Below are 16,755 nucleotides of genomic sequence, written 5' to 3'. Positions count from 1 at the left end.
CGCGGCTATAGCGCAGCCGCCATCATCAGCGCGCCGACTGCGCCGGACGTTGCCGAGTAGGTGGCGCCGATGACGGCACTGCCGCGGTAGAGTGCCGCGAATCCGCCAAGGCCGCCGGCGGCGCAGACGATGGCGCCGCCGGCCAGACCGACCAGATTGTGCTGGATCGCGTGGCCCAGCGTCACCGCACAGGTGCCGACCTGGATGCCCTGGGTTACCAGCAGCGCATATTCCGTCTGCGCAGCGCCGCCGGCGAGGCTGACGCCGAGCGTGGTGCCGGTGCGCCAGTCGACCCGCCACCACCCGGTTTCCAGGGGAGCGGCTGCCGCGATCTGCGGCGCGACGACGATCGCACCGCGGCCGACGTCGCCGGCGATGGCGGCGCGCACGTCGTCGGGCAGGGCAAGGCGGTCGACGGCGGCGATGTCGCCCGGCTCGATGCGGACCCAGGGCCGACCGGCGGCAAGGTCGGCCTCGAACTGGACCGCGGCATTGGCGCGCGCGTCGGGACCGGCGAGAACCGCTTCCGTCACGGTGTCGCGGACGCCCTGGGCGACCCGCCCGGCGAAGGGCTGTGCCGCGGCCGCCATCGCGGCATCGTTTGCGACGATGTCGTACAGCAGGGTCTCGCGCAGGTCCTCCGAGCCGCTGCCGGCGACGCCGCGCCAGACGATGGCGACGTTCGGCCGGTCGGGTACCGCGGCGGAGGTGCCGAAACGGGTCAGCGCGTAGCGATGGAGAGCGACCGGCATGCGCGGCACCGCCGCCAGGTCCGGGATCGCGGCCTGGTCGGCGCTGGCCGCGGCCAGCATGCGGGCGAGGGTGGCGCCATCGTGCGCCATCTGCTGGCGCACCCAGTCCCGCGCCGTCGCGACCGCGGCGACCTGGATATCGGCCTCGCGGATCAGCGCCAGCGCGCGGTCGAGCCGTGCCGCAGCGTCGTCGACCGGCGCCTGCACCGGTGCGCCGATGCGCGCGGCCGCCCGTGCCGCCGGCCCGATGGCGTCATAGATCGCGCGGCGCTGGATCGTCGGGCCCTCGCCCGGCACCTCGACGGACACGTCCAGCCAGACCGCGCTGAGCCGGACGGGGTTGTCCGCCGGATCCGCCGGCGTGGGCGCCTGTCCCAGCGCTTCGCCGAGCACGCTGTCGAACACGCCGCCGGCGCTGGCGGCCTGGTTGCCGGACACGCCGCTGTCGGCGCCCAGCTGCTGCACGGTCGCCATGCCGGCCGGCAGCGCGTCGCCGCGCGTGGTCAGCAGCCGGTCGGTCAGCACCGTGCCGCCGATGCTGAGCTCGGGCTGCCAGATCCAGGCATCGGCAAAGGCGGACAGCACCGATGCCGTCGTGTCGGCGGCGGGCTCGGCAAGCAGCGCCGCCAGGGACAGGCCCTGCGGCACCATCCGCAGCACGATCGGCCTTCCGAGCGCATCGGCGGCCGGAAGCCGCTGCGCCAGCAGCGTGGCCTCGCGCAGCGTGCCCCGATCCCAGAACTCGGCGGAAACCGTCAGCGCCACCATGTGGCTCAGCCCGGCCGGCAGCCCGGCCGGGTCGACGGTCTCGCTCGCGGCGATGGCGCCGACAAGGCCTGCGTCCGGATCGGCGTCGCGCCAGGCGGCACCGTCCGCGACCTGGACCCACCAGTGGTCCTGCAGCGCCGCGACGGCGGCGGCGCGGGCATTCGCGTCCGCGGTCTGCGGGCTGTCGCCCAGCGCAGCGAGCAGAGCGTCCGCCAGCGCGCCGCCGCGCGCCGCCACGGCCGCGTCTGCGGCGCGCCGGCTGGCATCCGCCTCGGTCAGCAGGGCGACCGTGTCCGGATCTCCGAGCCCGGCCGCGGCAAGCTGCGCGGCCAGCGGAGCGGAATCGGCCTGCTCCGGCGCGGCCGTCGGCGCCGGCGCGGCGTCGAGCAGCGCTTCGGCCGCGGCAGGGTCGAGTGCGGCGCGCGCCAGCCGCACGGTGTAGCCGTTGCGGCGCAGAAGTTCGGCCAGCAGCAGGGCGCGATCCAGGCTGTTGCCGTGCCGGTCCATCAGCGTGCCCTGCGCACCGCGCAGGCTGCCGCGATAGGGCAGCAGCGTGGTGTGCGCCGCCACCCATGCGGCGGCGTCCTCGGGCCGCGGTCCGGCCGCGACGGCTGCCGCGGCGAGATCGAAGCCCAGCCGCGGCACGTCTGCACCGTATGAGTCCAGCGCGGCGGCGAGGCGCAGCAGCCGGTCGGCCTCGGGATCGGAGGGGTCCGCCACAGCGGCGTCGGTCGCGGCGGGGATGGGGTTGTCAGCCAGCACGGCCGCGGGCGGTGCGGCGGCACTGTCGTCGCCGGCATAGCCCTGTGCGGCAGCCATCGCCAGCCAGCGGGCGGCCGACGCGGGATCGGCGGGTACGCCGTCGCCGGCCTCCAGCATGCGGCCGAGCGCGTATTGGGCGGCGGCCATGCCGTCGGCGGCGGCCCATTCGTACAGGCGCAGCGCGGCGGCGCCGTCGCCGTTGCGCTGCAACGCACGGGCATAGGCCAGGGCGAGACGGGCTTCGCCCGGGTGCTCCCGCACGGCCGCGGCGCAGGCCGGCAGCGCCAGCGCCGGATCGATCGCCGCCAGCGCAACGCCATCGACCCCTGCCACCGTCCCGGGCGCGCCGGCGAGGCGATCGCAATCGGTGATTGGCAGATTGTCGGCGGCCAGAGACGTGGCCGATGCCACGACGAACGGAACACACAGCAACCACGCGCAGCGCATCACCATACCCTCCGCCCAGGGCTGCAACGGCTGCAGCCTATTTCGGCGTCGTGGCTTTGTCGCTGTGATTGTTGGCGGATTCGGGGCGCGCTTGTAACAAATCGTCGCTGCCGTGCCCGGTCGTCATTGGAAGACGTAGCTGCCGTCCCAGCTGCCGTAGTCCTGCGAGGCGATGCCGTTGCGGTCCGATCCGCGATAGCTGGCCTGCCCCGGCGCCGGCACCGCGGTGACGACGCCGCCGTCGGGTCCGACGAAGCCGGCGTGCAGCGCGGCCGCGCAGATCGTCGAATCGTCGGTGTAGACGTCGGTACCCCAGACCCCGCCGACCAGGGCATCGGGTGCGCAATGGCAGGTGCGCGGCGTGTTCGTGCCGCGCAGGTCGAGCATGTCGCCGGGGCAGGCCGGTGCGCCGGGCACGCTGCTGGTCTGCGCAACGATGCCGGGGAAGGTGAAGCTCCAGCCATAGGCGCCGAAATTCATGCTGGTCACGCCGAAGGCGGCGGTGCCCTGATAGACGGTCAGACCCGGCGCGCCCTGCACCGTGACGGTGCCGCCGCCCGGCCCGACGGCGCCGGCATGCATGGCGGCCTGGCACAGCGCGGAGTCCGCCGTGTAGGTCCCGGTGCCCCACACCCGGCCCTGGAACGCATCGGGCCCGCACCAGCAGATCAGCATCAGGGTCGAACCCGTGTGCATCGAGAAATTGTCGGGGCAGGCCGCCGATGCGTCCAGCACGACGGTGCCGGGTCCCTGGCTGCCGGGTCCCTGGCCGCCGGGGACGCCGCCGGTCACGCCGCCGCCGTCGGCGAGGCAGTCGCGCACGAACCAGCGCAGCCCCTGCAGGCCGGCCGCGTTGAAGTTCGGGTTGTTCCAGTCGGGGAACTGCGCCTCGGTGGTGTAGTTGCCCCACATCCACTGGGCCCGGTCGGCGCCGAACTGCGTCCAGTTGTCGGGCTCGAAGGCCGACCAGATGCCGTCGCCGCCGAACAGGCCGTAACGATTGACGCTCCATGGCTTGCGCGCGTCGAACTCGTCGTCGCCGTCATGCGCGTTCAACGTTGCGCCGACATGGTCGGTCCATGCATCGATGCAGGCGCGCCCCTCCGGCGTCGCCCAGGGTTCCTGCGCCTGCGCGGCGACACCGCCGATGGCGAGGCCGAGCGCGGGCGCTGCCGCTGCCGTTGCGGCGCGCGCCAGCGCTGCGCCGATCCGTCGCCCGATGCGATGCGTCATGCCGCGTCCCTTCCCGATGCCGTGTCTGCGCCAGAGACGCATGGTAGCGCAGTTTGGCATGGCGGGCGGCGTTGACGGATTGATCGATCTCAACAGGCGCCGGACTTACCCGGGCTATGCTGGCCGCGATCGTTTCCCGCATGCCGGAGGCCGAGCCATGCGACCCCGTCTCAACCTGTTCGCTGCATCAACGCTCGCACTGGCGACGACTTTCGGGCAGGGCGCCGTTGCCGCCGACATGGCGACCTGCGTGGCCTATGCGCGGACATCGGTCGGCCAGAACGACGCGGCGATCGGCAATGGCTGCGGGTTCGGCGGGCCGCGCTGGCAATCGAACTTCAACGCCCACAACCTGTGGTGCCTCGGCCAGCCGGAGGCGACGGTCCGCGCCGAGGTCGATGCCCGCGCCGATCAGCTGGCGACCTGCACCGGCCAGCACTGGCCGAACGGCACCCACCGGCGCTGCCACATCATCGCGCTGCTGGCGGTGGCGCAGTATCAGGCGGGCGTCGAGGCGCGATGCGCCTTCACCGGGTCGCTGTGGAGCCCGAGCTACGACATGCGCTATGCGACCTGCGTCAACGAGACGGTCGCGAAGTCGAACGGCGAGGCGGCGGCACGCACCGCTCAGCTCGCCCAGTGCGCGCCCTGGCCCTAGCGGGAACGACCGGCGGCAGCCGTGCCGGTCAGCCGTAGATCATGCTGCGCACATCCCACAGCAGGGTTTCGAGGCCCAGATTGGCGTCGCGGCCGTCGCGGGTGCGGGTGTTGACCAGCCCGGCGAATGCGGGCCCGCCCGCCTGCAGAATCAGCATGGAGACGCAGCCGGGCAGCGCTCCGGCATGCCAGCGGTTCTGGTGCGCCGGGTTGATCGCCCAGCCCCGGCCGTAGGACGACGAGGCCGCGCTCGGGCTGCGCATCACGCCGACGCTCTGGGCGCCGATCAGATCGGGCACGCCGTCGTCGCCGTTGAGGCGTTGCGCGAGCAGCACCAGGTCGGAAGCGGTTGCGACCCAGCCGCCATGCGAATCCATCCGCCTGACGTTGTAGGCATAGGGGTCGTCGCCGCCCTGGCCGACATAGACCACCTCGCCCGGACCGCGCTCGTTGCGCGTGTTGCCGGCGATCGCCATGTCGCGGATGCCGCTCGGCGCCAGCAGCCGCGACTGGACGAACTGCGCATAGCCCGCGCCGCCGGTCGCTTCGACGATGCGGCCGAGCAGGCAGTAGCCGAAGTTGGAATAGGCGTAGGCGGCGCCGGGCGGATTGATCAGCGGCGCCTCGCGCAGCGTGGTCGCGATCAGGTCGGCGTGGCCCAGCGCCGGATAGCGGAACATCGGGTCGTTGCCGTCGTTGGTCCAGCCACCCGCGGTGTGGGTCAGCAGATGGTCGACGGTGATCGCGCCGAGCCAGCTCGCCTGTGTGCCGGCCGGGTCGATCGGGAACCAGGAACCGAGCAGCCCGCCGGCGCCGAACACGGGCTGGTCGAGCCGCAGGCGGCCGTGCTCCGCCAGCATCATGATCGCCGCGGCGGTCAGCGGCTTCGACACGCTGGCGATGCGGAACCGGTGCGAATCGCCCAACGGCTCGCCGGCATAGGGGTCGGCCATGCCGAAGCTGCCGGCGAAGTCGATGCTGCCGTTGCGGCCATAGGCCAGCGAAACGCCGGGCGCGGAGAACTCGGCTAGGAAGCGCGCAACGCGCTGCTGGATCGCGCCCGATGCCGCCGATCCGGCGCCGGACTGCTGTCCCGGGGTCGGCGGCGCGGCGCCCTGGACGAAGGGCATGGCCAGCACGGCGGCGCCGGCCATCAACGCCCGACGGGTGAGACCCGGAGAATGCTTTGTCATGGGCGGGTCCTTCGGTCTGCGGGTTGGTCGGCGGCAGGGTAGTCAGCTTGGCGATCGAGGGGAACCCGCATCGGCGCGGGCGACGGCGACGCGACCGGACCGGCGGATCACGCCGGTGGAACGGCTTCGCACAGCATCGGCAGGACGAAGTCGATCACCGACACCACGGCGATTCGGCGGGAGACGTCGATGGTGGCGCCCAGGTCGACGATCAGCCCGGGATTCTCGCTGGTCGAGAATGGCACGCCATGTGCCTGTATGCTGATCGTCTCGTCGCCGCGCACCAGCACGTGCGCCTCGGTCTCCCAGCAGCCGGTGTACAGGCACAGGCTGACCGCGCCGCTGTGCGACAGCGAGAACGCGCCCGGCGTGTGCTCCGGCGCGACCTGGCAACGGCCGTCCCCGCAGCGCAGCTCGACGTCGGCGTTGCGGCAGCGCCAGTCCACTTCTTCGGCGAGGGACCGGCCCTCGGCTAGCACCGCCGCGGCCAGCAGGGCGACGAGACCGATGTTGCAGCGGGGCATCGCGCTTTCCCCTTTGACTGTTCGTAGCCAGGACTAACGCCGCAATCTGTCAGGATTGCGGTCGGGGCCGGCGCTGCGTCAGGCCGCGCTCAAGCCCAGAACGGCGCGACCTCGGCGAAGGCGTGATAGGCTTTCCGGGCATCGGCGCGCCGGGCCGGCTGCTGCGCGCCGAGCCAGCCGCGGACCATGCCGGCGCCGCGCGCCGTTTCGCGCGCCGAATCCGCCGCAGCGCCCGCCTCGATGCGCGCGATCGCCGCATCGGCGACGGCGAGGTCGTTGAGATGACCGAGGATGTCCTGGGTCTTCTTCACCGCCCGCAGCTGCCGGTCGACAGCCTTCTCATCGAACAGCGCGGCGAAGAACTCGGCGGCATAGCGCAGGTGCTTCAGCTCGATCCGCAACGCGTGCAGCGCTTCGAGCGGGCCGTCGTCGATGCGGCGGCCGGCCCTGGCCACGCGGCGCGCGTGCCGCCCGAGCACCCGCGTGGCGAAGGCGGTGGCGGGCCCGTCGGCGGCCACCGGCGCCGAGGCCAGCCACCGGCCGACGGCAAGCCATGCGCGGGTATAGGCCGGGTCGGCCAGGTGATCGGCCAGCGTTCTGGCCTCGCTCCCGCGCACCTTCCCGGTCAGGCGCGCAAAGGCGGCGAGCGCGCGGTCGCCGGGGAAGGCGGCCTGCACCGGCGGCAACGTCTCGTCGGCGAACACGTCGAGATCCCGCACCGGGCCGAGCAGGCGCAGGGTCGGCCGCAGCAACGCTCTGATCCGCCGGCTATCCGGCTTGGCGAGATGCGGGGCGAAAACCTCGAGGGCGGCACGCAGCCGCCGCAAGCCGACCCGCATCTGGTGGACGCCCTCCACCGGATCGTCGCCGTCGAGAATCGCCGGCGTGTTCGACACTGCCTGGCCGGCGGCGGCGGGTGCGATCGCCTCGAACGCGTCGGCGATCGACATGTCCGGCCGTAGCGCCGGCCGCGACCCGAGTACCGGGGGATTGCGGCGCCGGTCGGCAAGCTGATAGCCGCGCTCGCCCTTGCTTGCCGTCTGCAGCGTCAGCGGCAGGTCGGCGCTGAGGCCGGCCGCGAGATCGAACAGCGCGGCCGGCGGCCCGCTGATCAGTTCCAGCTCCACTTCCGCCACGGGGCAGGCGGCATCGCCCGCGCGAATCTCGCCGGTATCGATCGCCAGCTCGACGACGGCGCCGTCCGGCGTGGCGAGACGCCGCGTCGCGCGCGTGAAGTCGGTGACGAAAACCGCCCGGATCGGCCGCGACAGCGCCTTGCCCAACCGTCCGTCGAAGCTGTCGGGTGCGGCGGTGGGCCAGATCGGGTCCGGCCCGTCCAGCGCCGTTTCCCATTCCGCACGCGCCGCCAGGCCGGCCCCCTTCGGGTCGCCGGCCTTCAGCGTCTGCACATGGCGTCCGCGCGCACTGCGCACCCGCAGCACCACGTCGGCGCCGATCAGGTCGCGGTCGGCGGTGTCGTAGTAGGTCGACACCAGGCGCCGGCTCGCCGCGCGACCGATGGCGAGGGCCTTGACCAGCGGATGCGAGGCGATGCGGGCCGGATCGACCGCACCGAGGGCGAGGGCGATCTCGCGCTCGGCATTGGCGGTGCCGGCGGTGTCGGCGCCCACTAGACCAGCGCCTTCGGCACGGCGATGTCGGCCAGCGTCAGGGTCGCCGCCGTTACCGCCGCCCATGGCTCTCCGGTGGTGGCGATGGCGATCGCGGCGGTGGGGAATCCCTCGCTGGCGGCCGCACGCAAGGGCGCCGCGGCGCGTTCGGCCAGCATCGCCACCAGGTCCTGCATGCCGGGGTTGTGGCCGACCACCAGCACGGTGCGCGCAGCGCCGTGGCGACCGCGGACCGTTTCCAGGATCGTCTGCGGCGATGCCAGGTAAAGCGCCGGCTCGGCCGCCGCCTCGACCCGCATGCCGCCATGGCGCAGCACATGCTCGCAGGTCTGGCGGGCGCGGGTCGCCGTCGACGTCAGCACGAGATCCGGCACCAGGCCGCGCTGGGCGAGATAGACCCCCATCACCGCTGCCGCCCGCTCGCCGCGCTCGTTCAGCGGGCGGGCGTGGTCGTCGCCGGCGCCGGCGTGCCAGTCGGACTTCGCGTGACGGAGGAGAATCAATGTATTGGTGGGCATGTCCGGACTGGGGCCAGGGACCGGGCGGAGAGGTAGCCTAGACAAATATGCGACTCGTCAGGATTGCGCAACACAGGGGACCGACCGTCCGGAGCGGGATACGGGGTTGGCGTTGAACGCGGCCGGCGAAACGCCCGGCATGCGCCGGGTGATGGCGCTGGCTGCGCCAATCGTCGTTTCCAATGTGACGGTTCCGTTGATCGGCGTCGTCGACACTGCGGTGATGGGCCACATGCCGGACGCCGCCTATATCGGCGCGGTCGCGCTCGGCGCCGTGGTGTTCAGCTTCGTCTATTGGGGCTTCGGCTTCCTGCGCATGGCGACCACCGGGCTGACGGCGCAGGCCTTCGGCCGCTGGCAGGCGGTCGGCGATGCCGAGGCGGCGTTGGCGCTGCGCGCGGCGCTGGCCCGGCCGCTGGCGCTGGCCGCGGCGCTGGGGCTGGCGCTGGTGATCCTGCAGTGGCCGATCGGCGCGGTTGCCTTCGCAGTGCTGAACGGCAGCGAAACGGTGGAGGCACTGGCTTCCATCTACTTCACAATCCGCATCTGGGGCGCGCCGTTCACGCTCGGCGGCTATGCCGTGCTCGGTTGGCTGCTGGGCCAGCAGGCGACCCGCGCCGCGGTCGCGATGCAGATCGCGACCAATCTGTTCAACGTCGGCCTCAGCCTGCTGTTCGTGCTCGGCTTCGGCTGGGGCGTGGCCGGCGTTGCCGCCGGCACGCTGGTCGCCGAGGCCGCCGGCCTGGTCTTCGGCCTTTGGCTGGTCCGCCGCCGGTTGTGGCGGACGACGGGAAATGCCGCGATCGCCGTGCCGCGCCCTGTGCTGTTGGATCGGGCCGCCCTGCGGCAGCTCGCCGGCGTCAACTTCGACATCTTCGTGCGCACGCTGTGCCTGGTGTTCGCCTTCTGCTGGTTCACCGACCGCAGCGCGCAGATGGGCGACCGGCTGCTGGCCGCGAATGCGATCCTGCTGCAGTTCCAGAGCTTCATGGCCTATGCGCTGGACGGCTTCGCCTTCGCGGCCGAGGCGCTGGTCGGGCATGCCATCGGCGCGCGCCGGCCGCAGGCCCTGCGTGCCGGCATCCGGGCTGCGGCCGGGCTCGGCTTTGCCGCGTCGGCGGTTTTCGCGGTAGCCTATGGCCTGTTCGGCGATCTGCTGGTCGCGCTGATGACCGACCTGCCGCAGGTGCGCGCGGCCACCGCCGACTATCGCTGGTGGATGGCCACGCTGCCGCTGGTTTCCGTCGGCAGCTTCCTGCTGGACGGCATCTTCATCGGCGCCACCAAGGCGGCCGAGATGCGCAACGCGATGCTGGTCTCGGTGGCGGCGTTCATTCCGGCCGGCTATCTGCTGTCCGCCCAGTTCGGTAACCAAGGCCTGTGGGCCGCCTTCGCCCTGTTCATGCTGCTGCGCGCGGTGACGCTGGGGCTGTACCTGCCGCGGGTGCTGCGGGCGGCGGATCGGCGGTAAGCGTGGCGGCGGTTTACGCGGCGCGTAACAATTCGGCTAAGATCGTCCGGCAGCAGCGAAGGAACCGCGATGGCGCGCCGGTCTGACCATAGTCTGGAGGAGAAGCGGGCGCTCGCGCTGGCTGCAGTGCGCGAACTGGCCGAGGAGGGCGGGCTGCGCGCCATCACCGCCCGCGCCGTGGCCGACCGCATGGGCTATGCGGTCGGTACCATCTACAACATCTACGGCAATCTCGACGAGCTGGTGGCGCGCGCCAATGCCGAGACGCTGGACGCGCTCTACGACGACCTGAGCGCGGGGTCGCTCGGGCGCGCCGCGCACGACCGGCTGCGCGAGCTGGCCCGCCGTTACGTCGCCTTCATCGCCCGCCATCCCGGACGCTGGAGCGCGGTGATCGAGGCGCCTTCGGTAGCCGAGCTGCCGATCGCCGAATGGTATGGCGAGAAGGTCGAGCGTCTGCTGCGGTTGGCCGAGGATGCCATCGCCAGCTTCTTTCCCGCCGGCGAGGAGGCGGCGCGCGCCGAACATGCCCGCGTGTTGTGGAGCGCCCTGCACGGCATCACCATCATCGCGATGCAGGGCGGCAAGCATCGCAACGACACCATCGAGGCCCAGATCGAGACGCTGATCCGGACCTATCTCGCCGGGCTGGCTGCGCCGCGCCGCGCCTGAGTCCGCCTTTCCCAGTAAGCGGCTTCGTATTGAACATCGTTCATTTGATCCCCATGTTAAAATGAACGACGTTCAGTTTTTCGTTCGGAGTTGGGGATCATGCGCTATGTTCTCGTGCTCGCGGCGCTGGTGCTGGCGCTGGCCGGCATGCAGCTGCTCGGACCGGCGGCGACCGCCGGCTGTGTGGAGCGCACCGGCATGGCGGCGGCCTATGACGTCAGCGGGCTGGCCCGGTCGCGCTGGAGCGCGATGCCGCCGGACGTGCAGGCCGCGATCGACCGCGATATCGGCTCCGGTGCCCTGCGCTGTGCCGCCGTCGCCGCCGGTCGCTAAGCCGGCGGACGCCCCGCAATGCCCTGGCACGAGGGTGGCGGGCCGGTGCATGGTGCGGGCGTGACCGACACGCGGCTCAGGGTGCTGATCATCGGCGGCTATGGCGCCTTCGGCGGTCGGCTCGCCGCGCTGCTGGCCGACCGCGCCGGACTGACCCTGCTGGTCGCCGGCCGCTCGCGCGAGAAGGCCGTGACCTTCTGCGCCGGCCTGGCGGCTGCGGCCAGGCTGGAGCCGTGCGCTTTCGACCGCAACGGAGACGTCGAAGCCCGGATCGCCGCGCTGCGCCCGGACATCGTGGTCGACGCCAGCGGACCCTTCCAGGCCTATGGCGCCGACCCCTACCGGGTGGCGCGTGCGGCGTTGGCGGCCGGCGCGAGCTACATGGACCTCGCCGACGGTTCCGATTTCGTCGCCGGTATCGTTGCGCTCGACGACACGGCGAAGCGGCGCGGGCTGTTCGCGCTGTCGGGCGTCAGCAGCTATCCGGTGCTGAGCTTCGCGGCCGTCCGCCGGCTCAGCGGCGACCTGGCGACGGTGGAGCGTTTCGCGACCGGCATCGCGCCGTCGCCGCGCGCGCGGCTGGGCCTCGGCGTCATCCGCGCGATCGCCAGCTATGCCGGCCGCCCGGTATCGCGGCTTCGCGACGGACGCCCGTCGCGCGGCTTCGGTCTGATCGAGGCGCGGCGATTCACGGTCGCGCCGCCCGGGGTCCGGCCACTGGCCAGCATCCGCTTCACGCTGGTCGACGAGCCGGATCTGCGGCTGCTGCCTGCGCAACGGCCGGCGCTGCGCGACACCTGGGCCGGCGCGGGGCCGACGCCGGAGATCCTGCATCGCGGGCTGAGCGCGCTCGCCTGGCTGGTGCGGCTGCGGCTGCTGCCGTCGCTGCAGCCGCTGGCACCGCTGTTCCACTTCGCGAGCGATGCGCTCGGCTGGGGCCCGCACCGCAGCGGCATGTTCGTCGCCATCGAGGGTCGGACCGTGCAGGGCGAGACGATGCGGCGATCCTGGCACCTGCTGGCCGAGGGCGCCGACGGTCCGATGATCCCGTCGATGGCCGTGGCCGCCCTGGTCCGGCGCATCCTCGACGGCGTCACGCCGGCGCCGGGCGCGCGGCCGGCAACCGACGAACTGGAGCTGGCGGACTACGCGCCGTTGTTCGCCGGCCGCCGGATCTTCGGCGGAGTCCGCGACGACGGGCCGGGAACGCAAGCGTTGCCGCTCTATCCGCGGTTGCTCGGCGATGCCTGGGCGGCGCTGCCGGCGCCGGTCCGCGCCCTGCACGAGGCCGGGCCGCTGATGGCCGCGACGGGCCTTGCCACGGTCGAGCGCGGCCGCAACCCGCTGGCCCGGCTGGTCGCCGCGCTGTTCCGCTTTCCGCGCGCCGGCGTCGATGTACCGGTGCGCGTCGAGATCGCGGCCGCGAACGGCCGGGAGACCTGGCGCCGCGACTTCGCCGGCCGCCGTTTCGCCAGCACCCAGGAAGCCGGCACCGGCCGCTTCGAACGGCTGGTGGTCGAGCGCTTCGGTCCGTTCGCCTTCGGCCTTGCGCCGGTGGTCGAGACCGGCAGGCTGCGCCTGGTCCCGTGCCGCTGGACCCTGTGCGGCCTGCCGATGCCGCGCGCGCTGGTGCCGCGCGGCGACGCCTTCGAGGCGGTCGAGGACGGCCGCTTCGCCTTCGACGTGGAAATCGCGCTGCCGCTGATTGGCCGCGTCGTGCGCTACCGCGGCCGCCTGCAGCAGAGCGCGGCGCGCTGACCGCGCCTCAATCGGTCAGTGGATCTCCGGCTCCGCCACCGCCTCGGCGGTCTCGTGCAGGAAGTCGAAGTCGCAGCCCTTGTCGGCCTGGGTGACGTGAGCGGAGAACATGGCGCCGTAGCCGCGCGGGAAACGGGCCTTCGGGGCCGTCCACGCCGCCCGCCGCGCCGCCAGTTCGTCGTCCGGCACCTCCAGCGTCAGCCGGCGGTTGGGCACGTCGAGCGTGATGCGGTCGCCGGTGCGGACCAGGGCGAGCGGGCCGCCGACATGGCTTTCCGGCGCTACGTGCAGCACGCAGGCGCCGTAGGAGGTGCCGCTCATCCGGGCGTCGGAGATGCGGACCATGTCGCGCACGCCCTGCTTCAGCAGCTTCTGCGGGATCGGCAGCTGGCCCCATTCCGGCATGCCCGGCCCGCCGAGCGGACCGGCACTCTGCAGCACCAGCACCGAGTCAGCGGTCACGTCCAGGGCCGGGTCGTCGATCCGCGCCGCCATGTCGTTGTAGTCGCTGAACACCACCGCCGGGCCGCTGTGGCTCAGCAGGTGCGGCTCGGCCGCGCTCTGCTTGATCACGGCGCCGTCGGGGCAAAGGTTGCCGCGCAGCACGACGGTGCCGCCTTCCGCGGAGATGGCGGTGTCGCGGGTGCGGATGATGTCCTCGTAGCCGGGCCAGACCTGCGCGCCTTCCAGGTTCTCGCCCATGGTGCGGCCGTTGACGGTCAGGCAACTGCGGTCGATGGCGTCGCCGAGGTTCGCAATCAGCGCACGGATGCCGCCGGCATAGAAGAAGTCCTCCATCAGGTACTTGCCCGACGGGCGGATGTTGGCGAGGAACGGGGTCGTGCGCGACAGCGCGTCGAACTCCTCCAGCCTGATCTCGATGCCGGCCCGGCCGGCCATGGCGACCAGATGAATGATCGCGTTGGTCGAGCCGCCGAGCGCCATGTCGACGGTGATCGCGTTGCGGAACGCGGCCGCGGTCAGGATGCGGCGCGGGCGCAGGTCCTCCCAAACCATGTCCACGATGCGCTTGCCGACCTGGCCGGCCATGCGCGCATGGCGGCTGTCGGCGGCCGGGATCGACGAGGCGCCGGGCAGCGTCATGCCCAGCGTGTCGGCCAGCGACATCATCGTTGCCGCGGTGCCCATGGTCATGCAGGTGCCCGGCGCCCGGGCGATGCCCTGCTCGATCTCCGCCCACTCCGCCTCGGTGATGTTGCCGGCCCTGAGTTCGGCCCAGTATTTCCAGACGTCGGAGCCGGAGCCCAGCGTCTGGCCGCGCCAGTTGCCGCGCAGCATCGGCCCGGCCGGGAAGTAGATGGTGGGCAGGTTCATCGTGGTGGCGCCCATCAGCAGCGCCGGCGTGGTCTTGTCGCAGCCGCCCATCAGCACGACGCCGTCGATGGGGTGGCAGCGGATCAGTTCCTCCGTCTCCATCGCCAGCAGGTTGCGGTAGAGCATCGTCGTTGGCTTGACGAACGGCTCGGCCAGCGACAGCGCCGGCAGCACGACCGGGAAGCCGCCGGCCTGCCAGACGCCGCGCTTGATCTCCTCGACCCGCTGCGGGAAGTGCGAGTGGCAGCAGCCGATGTCGGACCAGGTGTTGACGATGCCGATCACCGGCTTGCCGGCGTAGTCGGACTTGTCATAGCCCATCTGCGCGGTGCGCGAGCGATGGCCGAAGGCACGCAATGTCGGCACGCCATACCAGCGGTGCGAACGCAGGTCTTCGGGCGCGACCCGGCCTTCGGTCTTGCGGTCGGTTGTCGGGTCGCTCTCGGCCATGCTGCGTCCTCCGGCGTTTCTGCTGCTGGGTTTGCCGGCACATTGTGCGGGTGGGCGGCGACTGTCAAACGGCTCGCCCGGTCCTGGCGTGCGGTGCTCCGGCGGCGCCTCATTGCGACCATATTCCTGGCTAATCTCGGCCCATTGGCGTATCCGGCGCCCGACAGCTAGAGTTGCGAATGGCCGACCCCCGCTTCATCCGCAAGACCTCGACCAACGACTTCCATGCGCTCAGCGCCTCCGGTGCGCCGGTGGTGCGTGCCCATGGCCGAATCCGCGACTTCCTGACCGCCAAGCTGGGCCCGGAGGCCGGCGCCCTGTTCGCCGAGCCGGTGATGGCGCGCGAAGACGGCGGGATGTCGGACAAGATCTCGTGGTATTCGGGCCAGCGCGGCGACGTGGTCAGCCTGGCCGAGCTGGAAGGGCCGCGCCGCGCGGCGGCGGAGGCCGCGCTCGGCGACCGGCTGACCAAGATCGGCCGTTATTTCCGCGACCCGGAGATGGGGCCGCTGCTGCGCCAGGCCGCGATGCTGCCGGGCGAGAACGACATCTACGTGATCGACGGCGAGCCGGTGCTGACCAACTGGGGCTTCGTGCCGGCCGCGGTCGGCAACGATCCTGAGGCGCAGCAGCGCCATTTCCGCGCCACCCTGGGCCGTTTCTTCGATGCCGACCGGCCGAAACGGCCGGTGTCCACCGGCGGGATCCGCCGCCCGGCCGTGGTGGCGGGCGCCGCCGCGGCGGGAGTCGGCGCCAGCGCCGGCATTGCGGCGGCGGCCACCGGCGGTGGCGTTGGCGGCGCGATGCCGCCGCCTCCGCCGGGCGACGGTCGCCGGCCCTGGTACGGCCAGCCGTGGTTCTGGGCGTTCAGCATTGCCGCGCTGCTGCTGGTCGGCGTGGTCGCCTGGCTGGTGTTCCGCGAGCTCGACAAGGATCCCGTGGCCGTGGCCGATGCGACGCCGCCGACGGCGCCGCAGCCCGCGGCCGACGCCGGGCAGGGCGCGGACGCCGGCGCCGATGCCGACACGCTCGACGCGGAGCAGGTCGACGAGCTGCTGGCCGTGCAGCAGGCGGTCAACGACCAGCTCGAGGACCAGATCGCGCGGCTCCGGACCGCGCTGGAGGACGATGTCTGCACCATTGCGGATCCGCTCGGCCCGCCGGTGACGACGACGCCGGTCGCGCCGGAGCAGGGCGCGGCGGCCCCGAACCACGAGGGCACGCTGGTCGACCTGCTGGAGGCGGCGACCGCGCTGGTGATCACCACGCCGGGCGGCAGCGGGCTGGAAATGGGCACCGCGTTCTTCGTCGCCCCGGGCCTGCTGGCGACCAACAGCCATGTCGTGGCCGCGGCGCGGCCCAACGAGATCTTCGTCACCAGTGCGGCGCTCGGCCGGCTGGTGCAGGCCGAGCTGGTCGCCCGCACCAGCACCAGCGATCCGGGCACGCCCGACTTCGCCCTGCTGCGGGTGCCGGGTGCGGCCGACGTGCCGGTGCTGCGCTTCACCACGGCGGTGCGCAAGCTGGACAGCGTGGTTTCCGCCGGCTTTCCCGCACTGATCGTGCTCAACGACCAGAACATGAACCTGCTGCTGCGCGGCGACCTCAGCGCGATGCCCGACCTGGCCATCACCAGCGGCGAGGTCAGCGTGATCCAGACGCTCAACGGCGGGCTGCCGGTGGTCGCCCACACCGCAGTGATCTCCAGCGGCAACAGCGGCGGGCCGCTGGTCGACCGCTGCGGACGCGTGGTTGGCATCAACACCTTCATCAACGTCGATGCGCAGGAGGTCGGCCACGTTTCCTATGCCATCGCGACCGATTCCCTGCTCGCGTTCCTGGCCGACAACGGGGTGAGCGCATCCCCGTCCGCCGAGCGATGCGACGCCGACGCGGTCGCCCAGGCCGAGCGGCTGCCGGTCCAGCCGGCCGCAGAGGAACCCGATGCGCCGGACCCGGCGCCGGACGAGCCTGTCGACGAGGCGGGTGGCGAGGTTGCGGAGGAGCCGGATGGCAGCGCCGCATCCGCTGACGGCAGCGAACCCGCCACCGAGTAGAACCGGCCAGTCAACCATCCGCCGTTCGGCGCGCGCCAAGTCGACTGCCGGCCGGCCTGGCCGGGCCGGCGTGTCGGCCCGGGCGATGCACCCATTACTTCGCGGTAACGTGATGCGGCCGACTTGCCGATTACTGCGCAGCGACCGGCGAATTGTTCGAATTACCGTGACGTTAAGATCGTGTTAACCAAACG

13 protein-coding genes are annotated in these 16,755 nt (G+C 72.3%); 6 read left to right on the top strand and 7 right to left on the bottom strand.

Going from position 1 to position 16,755, the window contains the following annotated elements:
- Window positions 1-5: 5 nt before the first annotated feature.
- Window positions 6-2,615: a hypothetical protein gene (locus tag R3F55_18585; GenBank protein MEZ5669400.1), complete on the bottom strand. Its 2,610-nt coding sequence runs from the start codon at window positions 2,613-2,615 to the stop codon at window positions 6-8.
- A 237-nt stretch (window positions 2,616-2,852) separates the two neighbouring features.
- A complete protein-coding gene (locus R3F55_18580) occupies window positions 2,853-3,962 on the bottom strand; it encodes an LCCL domain-containing protein (protein ID MEZ5669399.1) in 1,110 nt (369 codons plus the stop codon).
- 157 nt (window positions 3,963-4,119) lie between these two features.
- On the opposite strand from R3F55_18580, the gene R3F55_18575 reads away from it, so the two are divergent.
- Window positions 4,120-4,620: a hypothetical protein gene (locus R3F55_18575; GenBank protein MEZ5669398.1), complete on the top strand. Its 501-nt coding sequence runs from the start codon at window positions 4,120-4,122 to the stop codon at window positions 4,618-4,620.
- A 28-nt stretch (window positions 4,621-4,648) separates the two neighbouring features.
- Here the strand turns inward: R3F55_18575 and R3F55_18570 are convergent, their stop codons facing one another.
- From R3F55_18570 to R3F55_18555, 4 genes are all read right to left on the bottom strand, one after another.
- A complete protein-coding gene (locus R3F55_18570; GenBank protein ID MEZ5669397.1) occupies window positions 4,649-5,812 on the bottom strand; it encodes a serine hydrolase domain-containing protein in 1,164 nt (387 codons plus the stop codon).
- Window positions 5,813-5,919: 107 nt separating this feature from the next.
- Window positions 5,920-6,336: a hypothetical protein gene (locus R3F55_18565; protein ID MEZ5669396.1), complete on the bottom strand. Its 417-nt coding sequence runs from the start codon at window positions 6,334-6,336 to the stop codon at window positions 5,920-5,922.
- A gap of 89 nt (window positions 6,337-6,425) precedes the next feature.
- The gene (locus R3F55_18560) at window positions 6,426-7,967 is read right to left on the bottom strand and encodes a CHAD domain-containing protein (protein MEZ5669395.1); all 1,542 of its coding nucleotides are present in this window, start codon (window positions 7,965-7,967) and stop codon (window positions 6,426-6,428) included.
- Window positions 7,967-8,485: a histidine phosphatase family protein gene (locus R3F55_18555; GenBank protein MEZ5669394.1), complete on the bottom strand. Its 519-nt coding sequence runs from the start codon at window positions 8,483-8,485 to the stop codon at window positions 7,967-7,969. The genes R3F55_18560 and R3F55_18555 overlap by 1 nt, the downstream gene beginning before the upstream one ends.
- A 106-nt stretch (window positions 8,486-8,591) precedes the next feature.
- Here R3F55_18555 and R3F55_18550 point away from each other — a divergent pair, with 106 nt between their 5' ends.
- The 4 genes from R3F55_18550 to R3F55_18535 all read left to right on the top strand — a co-directional run bounded on the left by R3F55_18550 (window position 8,592) and on the right by R3F55_18535 (window position 12,719).
- The gene (locus tag R3F55_18550; GenBank protein MEZ5669393.1) at window positions 8,592-9,956 is read left to right on the top strand and encodes an MATE family efflux transporter; all 1,365 of its coding nucleotides are present in this window, start codon (window positions 8,592-8,594) and stop codon (window positions 9,954-9,956) included.
- Between the two features lie 69 nt (window positions 9,957-10,025).
- Complete coding sequence (locus R3F55_18545; protein MEZ5669392.1) at window positions 10,026-10,628, top strand: WHG domain-containing protein; 603 nt, start codon at window positions 10,026-10,028, stop codon at window positions 10,626-10,628.
- Between the two features lie 99 nt (window positions 10,629-10,727).
- Complete coding sequence (locus tag R3F55_18540) at window positions 10,728-10,961, top strand: hypothetical protein (GenBank protein MEZ5669391.1); 234 nt, start codon at window positions 10,728-10,730, stop codon at window positions 10,959-10,961.
- A gap of 18 nt (window positions 10,962-10,979) precedes the next feature.
- Window positions 10,980-12,719, top strand: a complete 1,740-nt coding sequence (locus tag R3F55_18535; GenBank protein MEZ5669390.1) for a DUF4166 domain-containing protein — start codon at window positions 10,980-10,982, stop codon at window positions 12,717-12,719.
- A 15-nt stretch (window positions 12,720-12,734) separates the two neighbouring features.
- Here R3F55_18535 and araD read toward each other — a convergent pair whose 3' ends face one another.
- The gene (gene araD / locus R3F55_18530; protein ID MEZ5669389.1) at window positions 12,735-14,504 is read right to left on the bottom strand and encodes an L-arabinonate dehydratase; all 1,770 of its coding nucleotides are present in this window, start codon (window positions 14,502-14,504) and stop codon (window positions 12,735-12,737) included.
- Window positions 14,505-14,683: 179 nt separating this feature from the next.
- On the opposite strand from araD, the gene R3F55_18525 reads away from it, so the two are divergent.
- The gene (locus R3F55_18525) at window positions 14,684-16,561 is read left to right on the top strand and encodes a trypsin-like peptidase domain-containing protein (protein MEZ5669388.1); all 1,878 of its coding nucleotides are present in this window, start codon (window positions 14,684-14,686) and stop codon (window positions 16,559-16,561) included.
- Window positions 16,562-16,755 lie beyond the last annotated feature (194 nt).

The organism is Alphaproteobacteria bacterium (assembly GCA_041396705.1).
GTDB lineage: Bacteria > Pseudomonadota > Alphaproteobacteria > CALKHQ01 > CALKHQ01 > CALKHQ01.
The sequence above is the reverse complement of the archived record's forward strand: the minus strand, read 5'-3'. Positions and strand labels throughout refer to the sequence as shown.

Bases quoted from the DNA above. Each gene is read 5' to 3' on its own strand.
- R3F55_18580 (MEZ5669399.1), bottom strand. From the start codon at position 3,962: ATGACGCATCGCATCGGGCGACGGATCGGCGCAGCGCTGGCGCGCGCC.
- R3F55_18575 (MEZ5669398.1), top strand. From the start codon at position 4,120: ATGCGACCCCGTCTCAACCTGTTCGCTGCATCAACGCTCGCACTGGCG.
- R3F55_18570 (MEZ5669397.1), bottom strand. From the start codon at position 5,812: ATGACAAAGCATTCTCCGGGTCTCACCCGTCGGGCGTTGATGGCCGGC.
- R3F55_18565 (MEZ5669396.1), bottom strand. From the start codon at position 6,336: ATGCCCCGCTGCAACATCGGTCTCGTCGCCCTGCTGGCCGCGGCGGTG.
- R3F55_18555 (MEZ5669394.1), bottom strand. From the start codon at position 8,485: ATGCCCACCAATACATTGATTCTCCTCCGTCACGCGAAGTCCGACTGG.
- R3F55_18545 (MEZ5669392.1), top strand. From the start codon at position 10,026: ATGGCGCGCCGGTCTGACCATAGTCTGGAGGAGAAGCGGGCGCTCGCG.
- R3F55_18540 (MEZ5669391.1), top strand. From the start codon at position 10,728: ATGCGCTATGTTCTCGTGCTCGCGGCGCTGGTGCTGGCGCTGGCCGGC.
- R3F55_18535 (MEZ5669390.1), top strand. From the start codon at position 10,980: ATGCCCTGGCACGAGGGTGGCGGGCCGGTGCATGGTGCGGGCGTGACC.
- araD (MEZ5669389.1), bottom strand. From the start codon at position 14,504: ATGGCCGAGAGCGACCCGACAACCGACCGCAAGACCGAAGGCCGGGTC.
- R3F55_18525 (MEZ5669388.1), top strand. From the start codon at position 14,684: ATGGCCGACCCCCGCTTCATCCGCAAGACCTCGACCAACGACTTCCAT.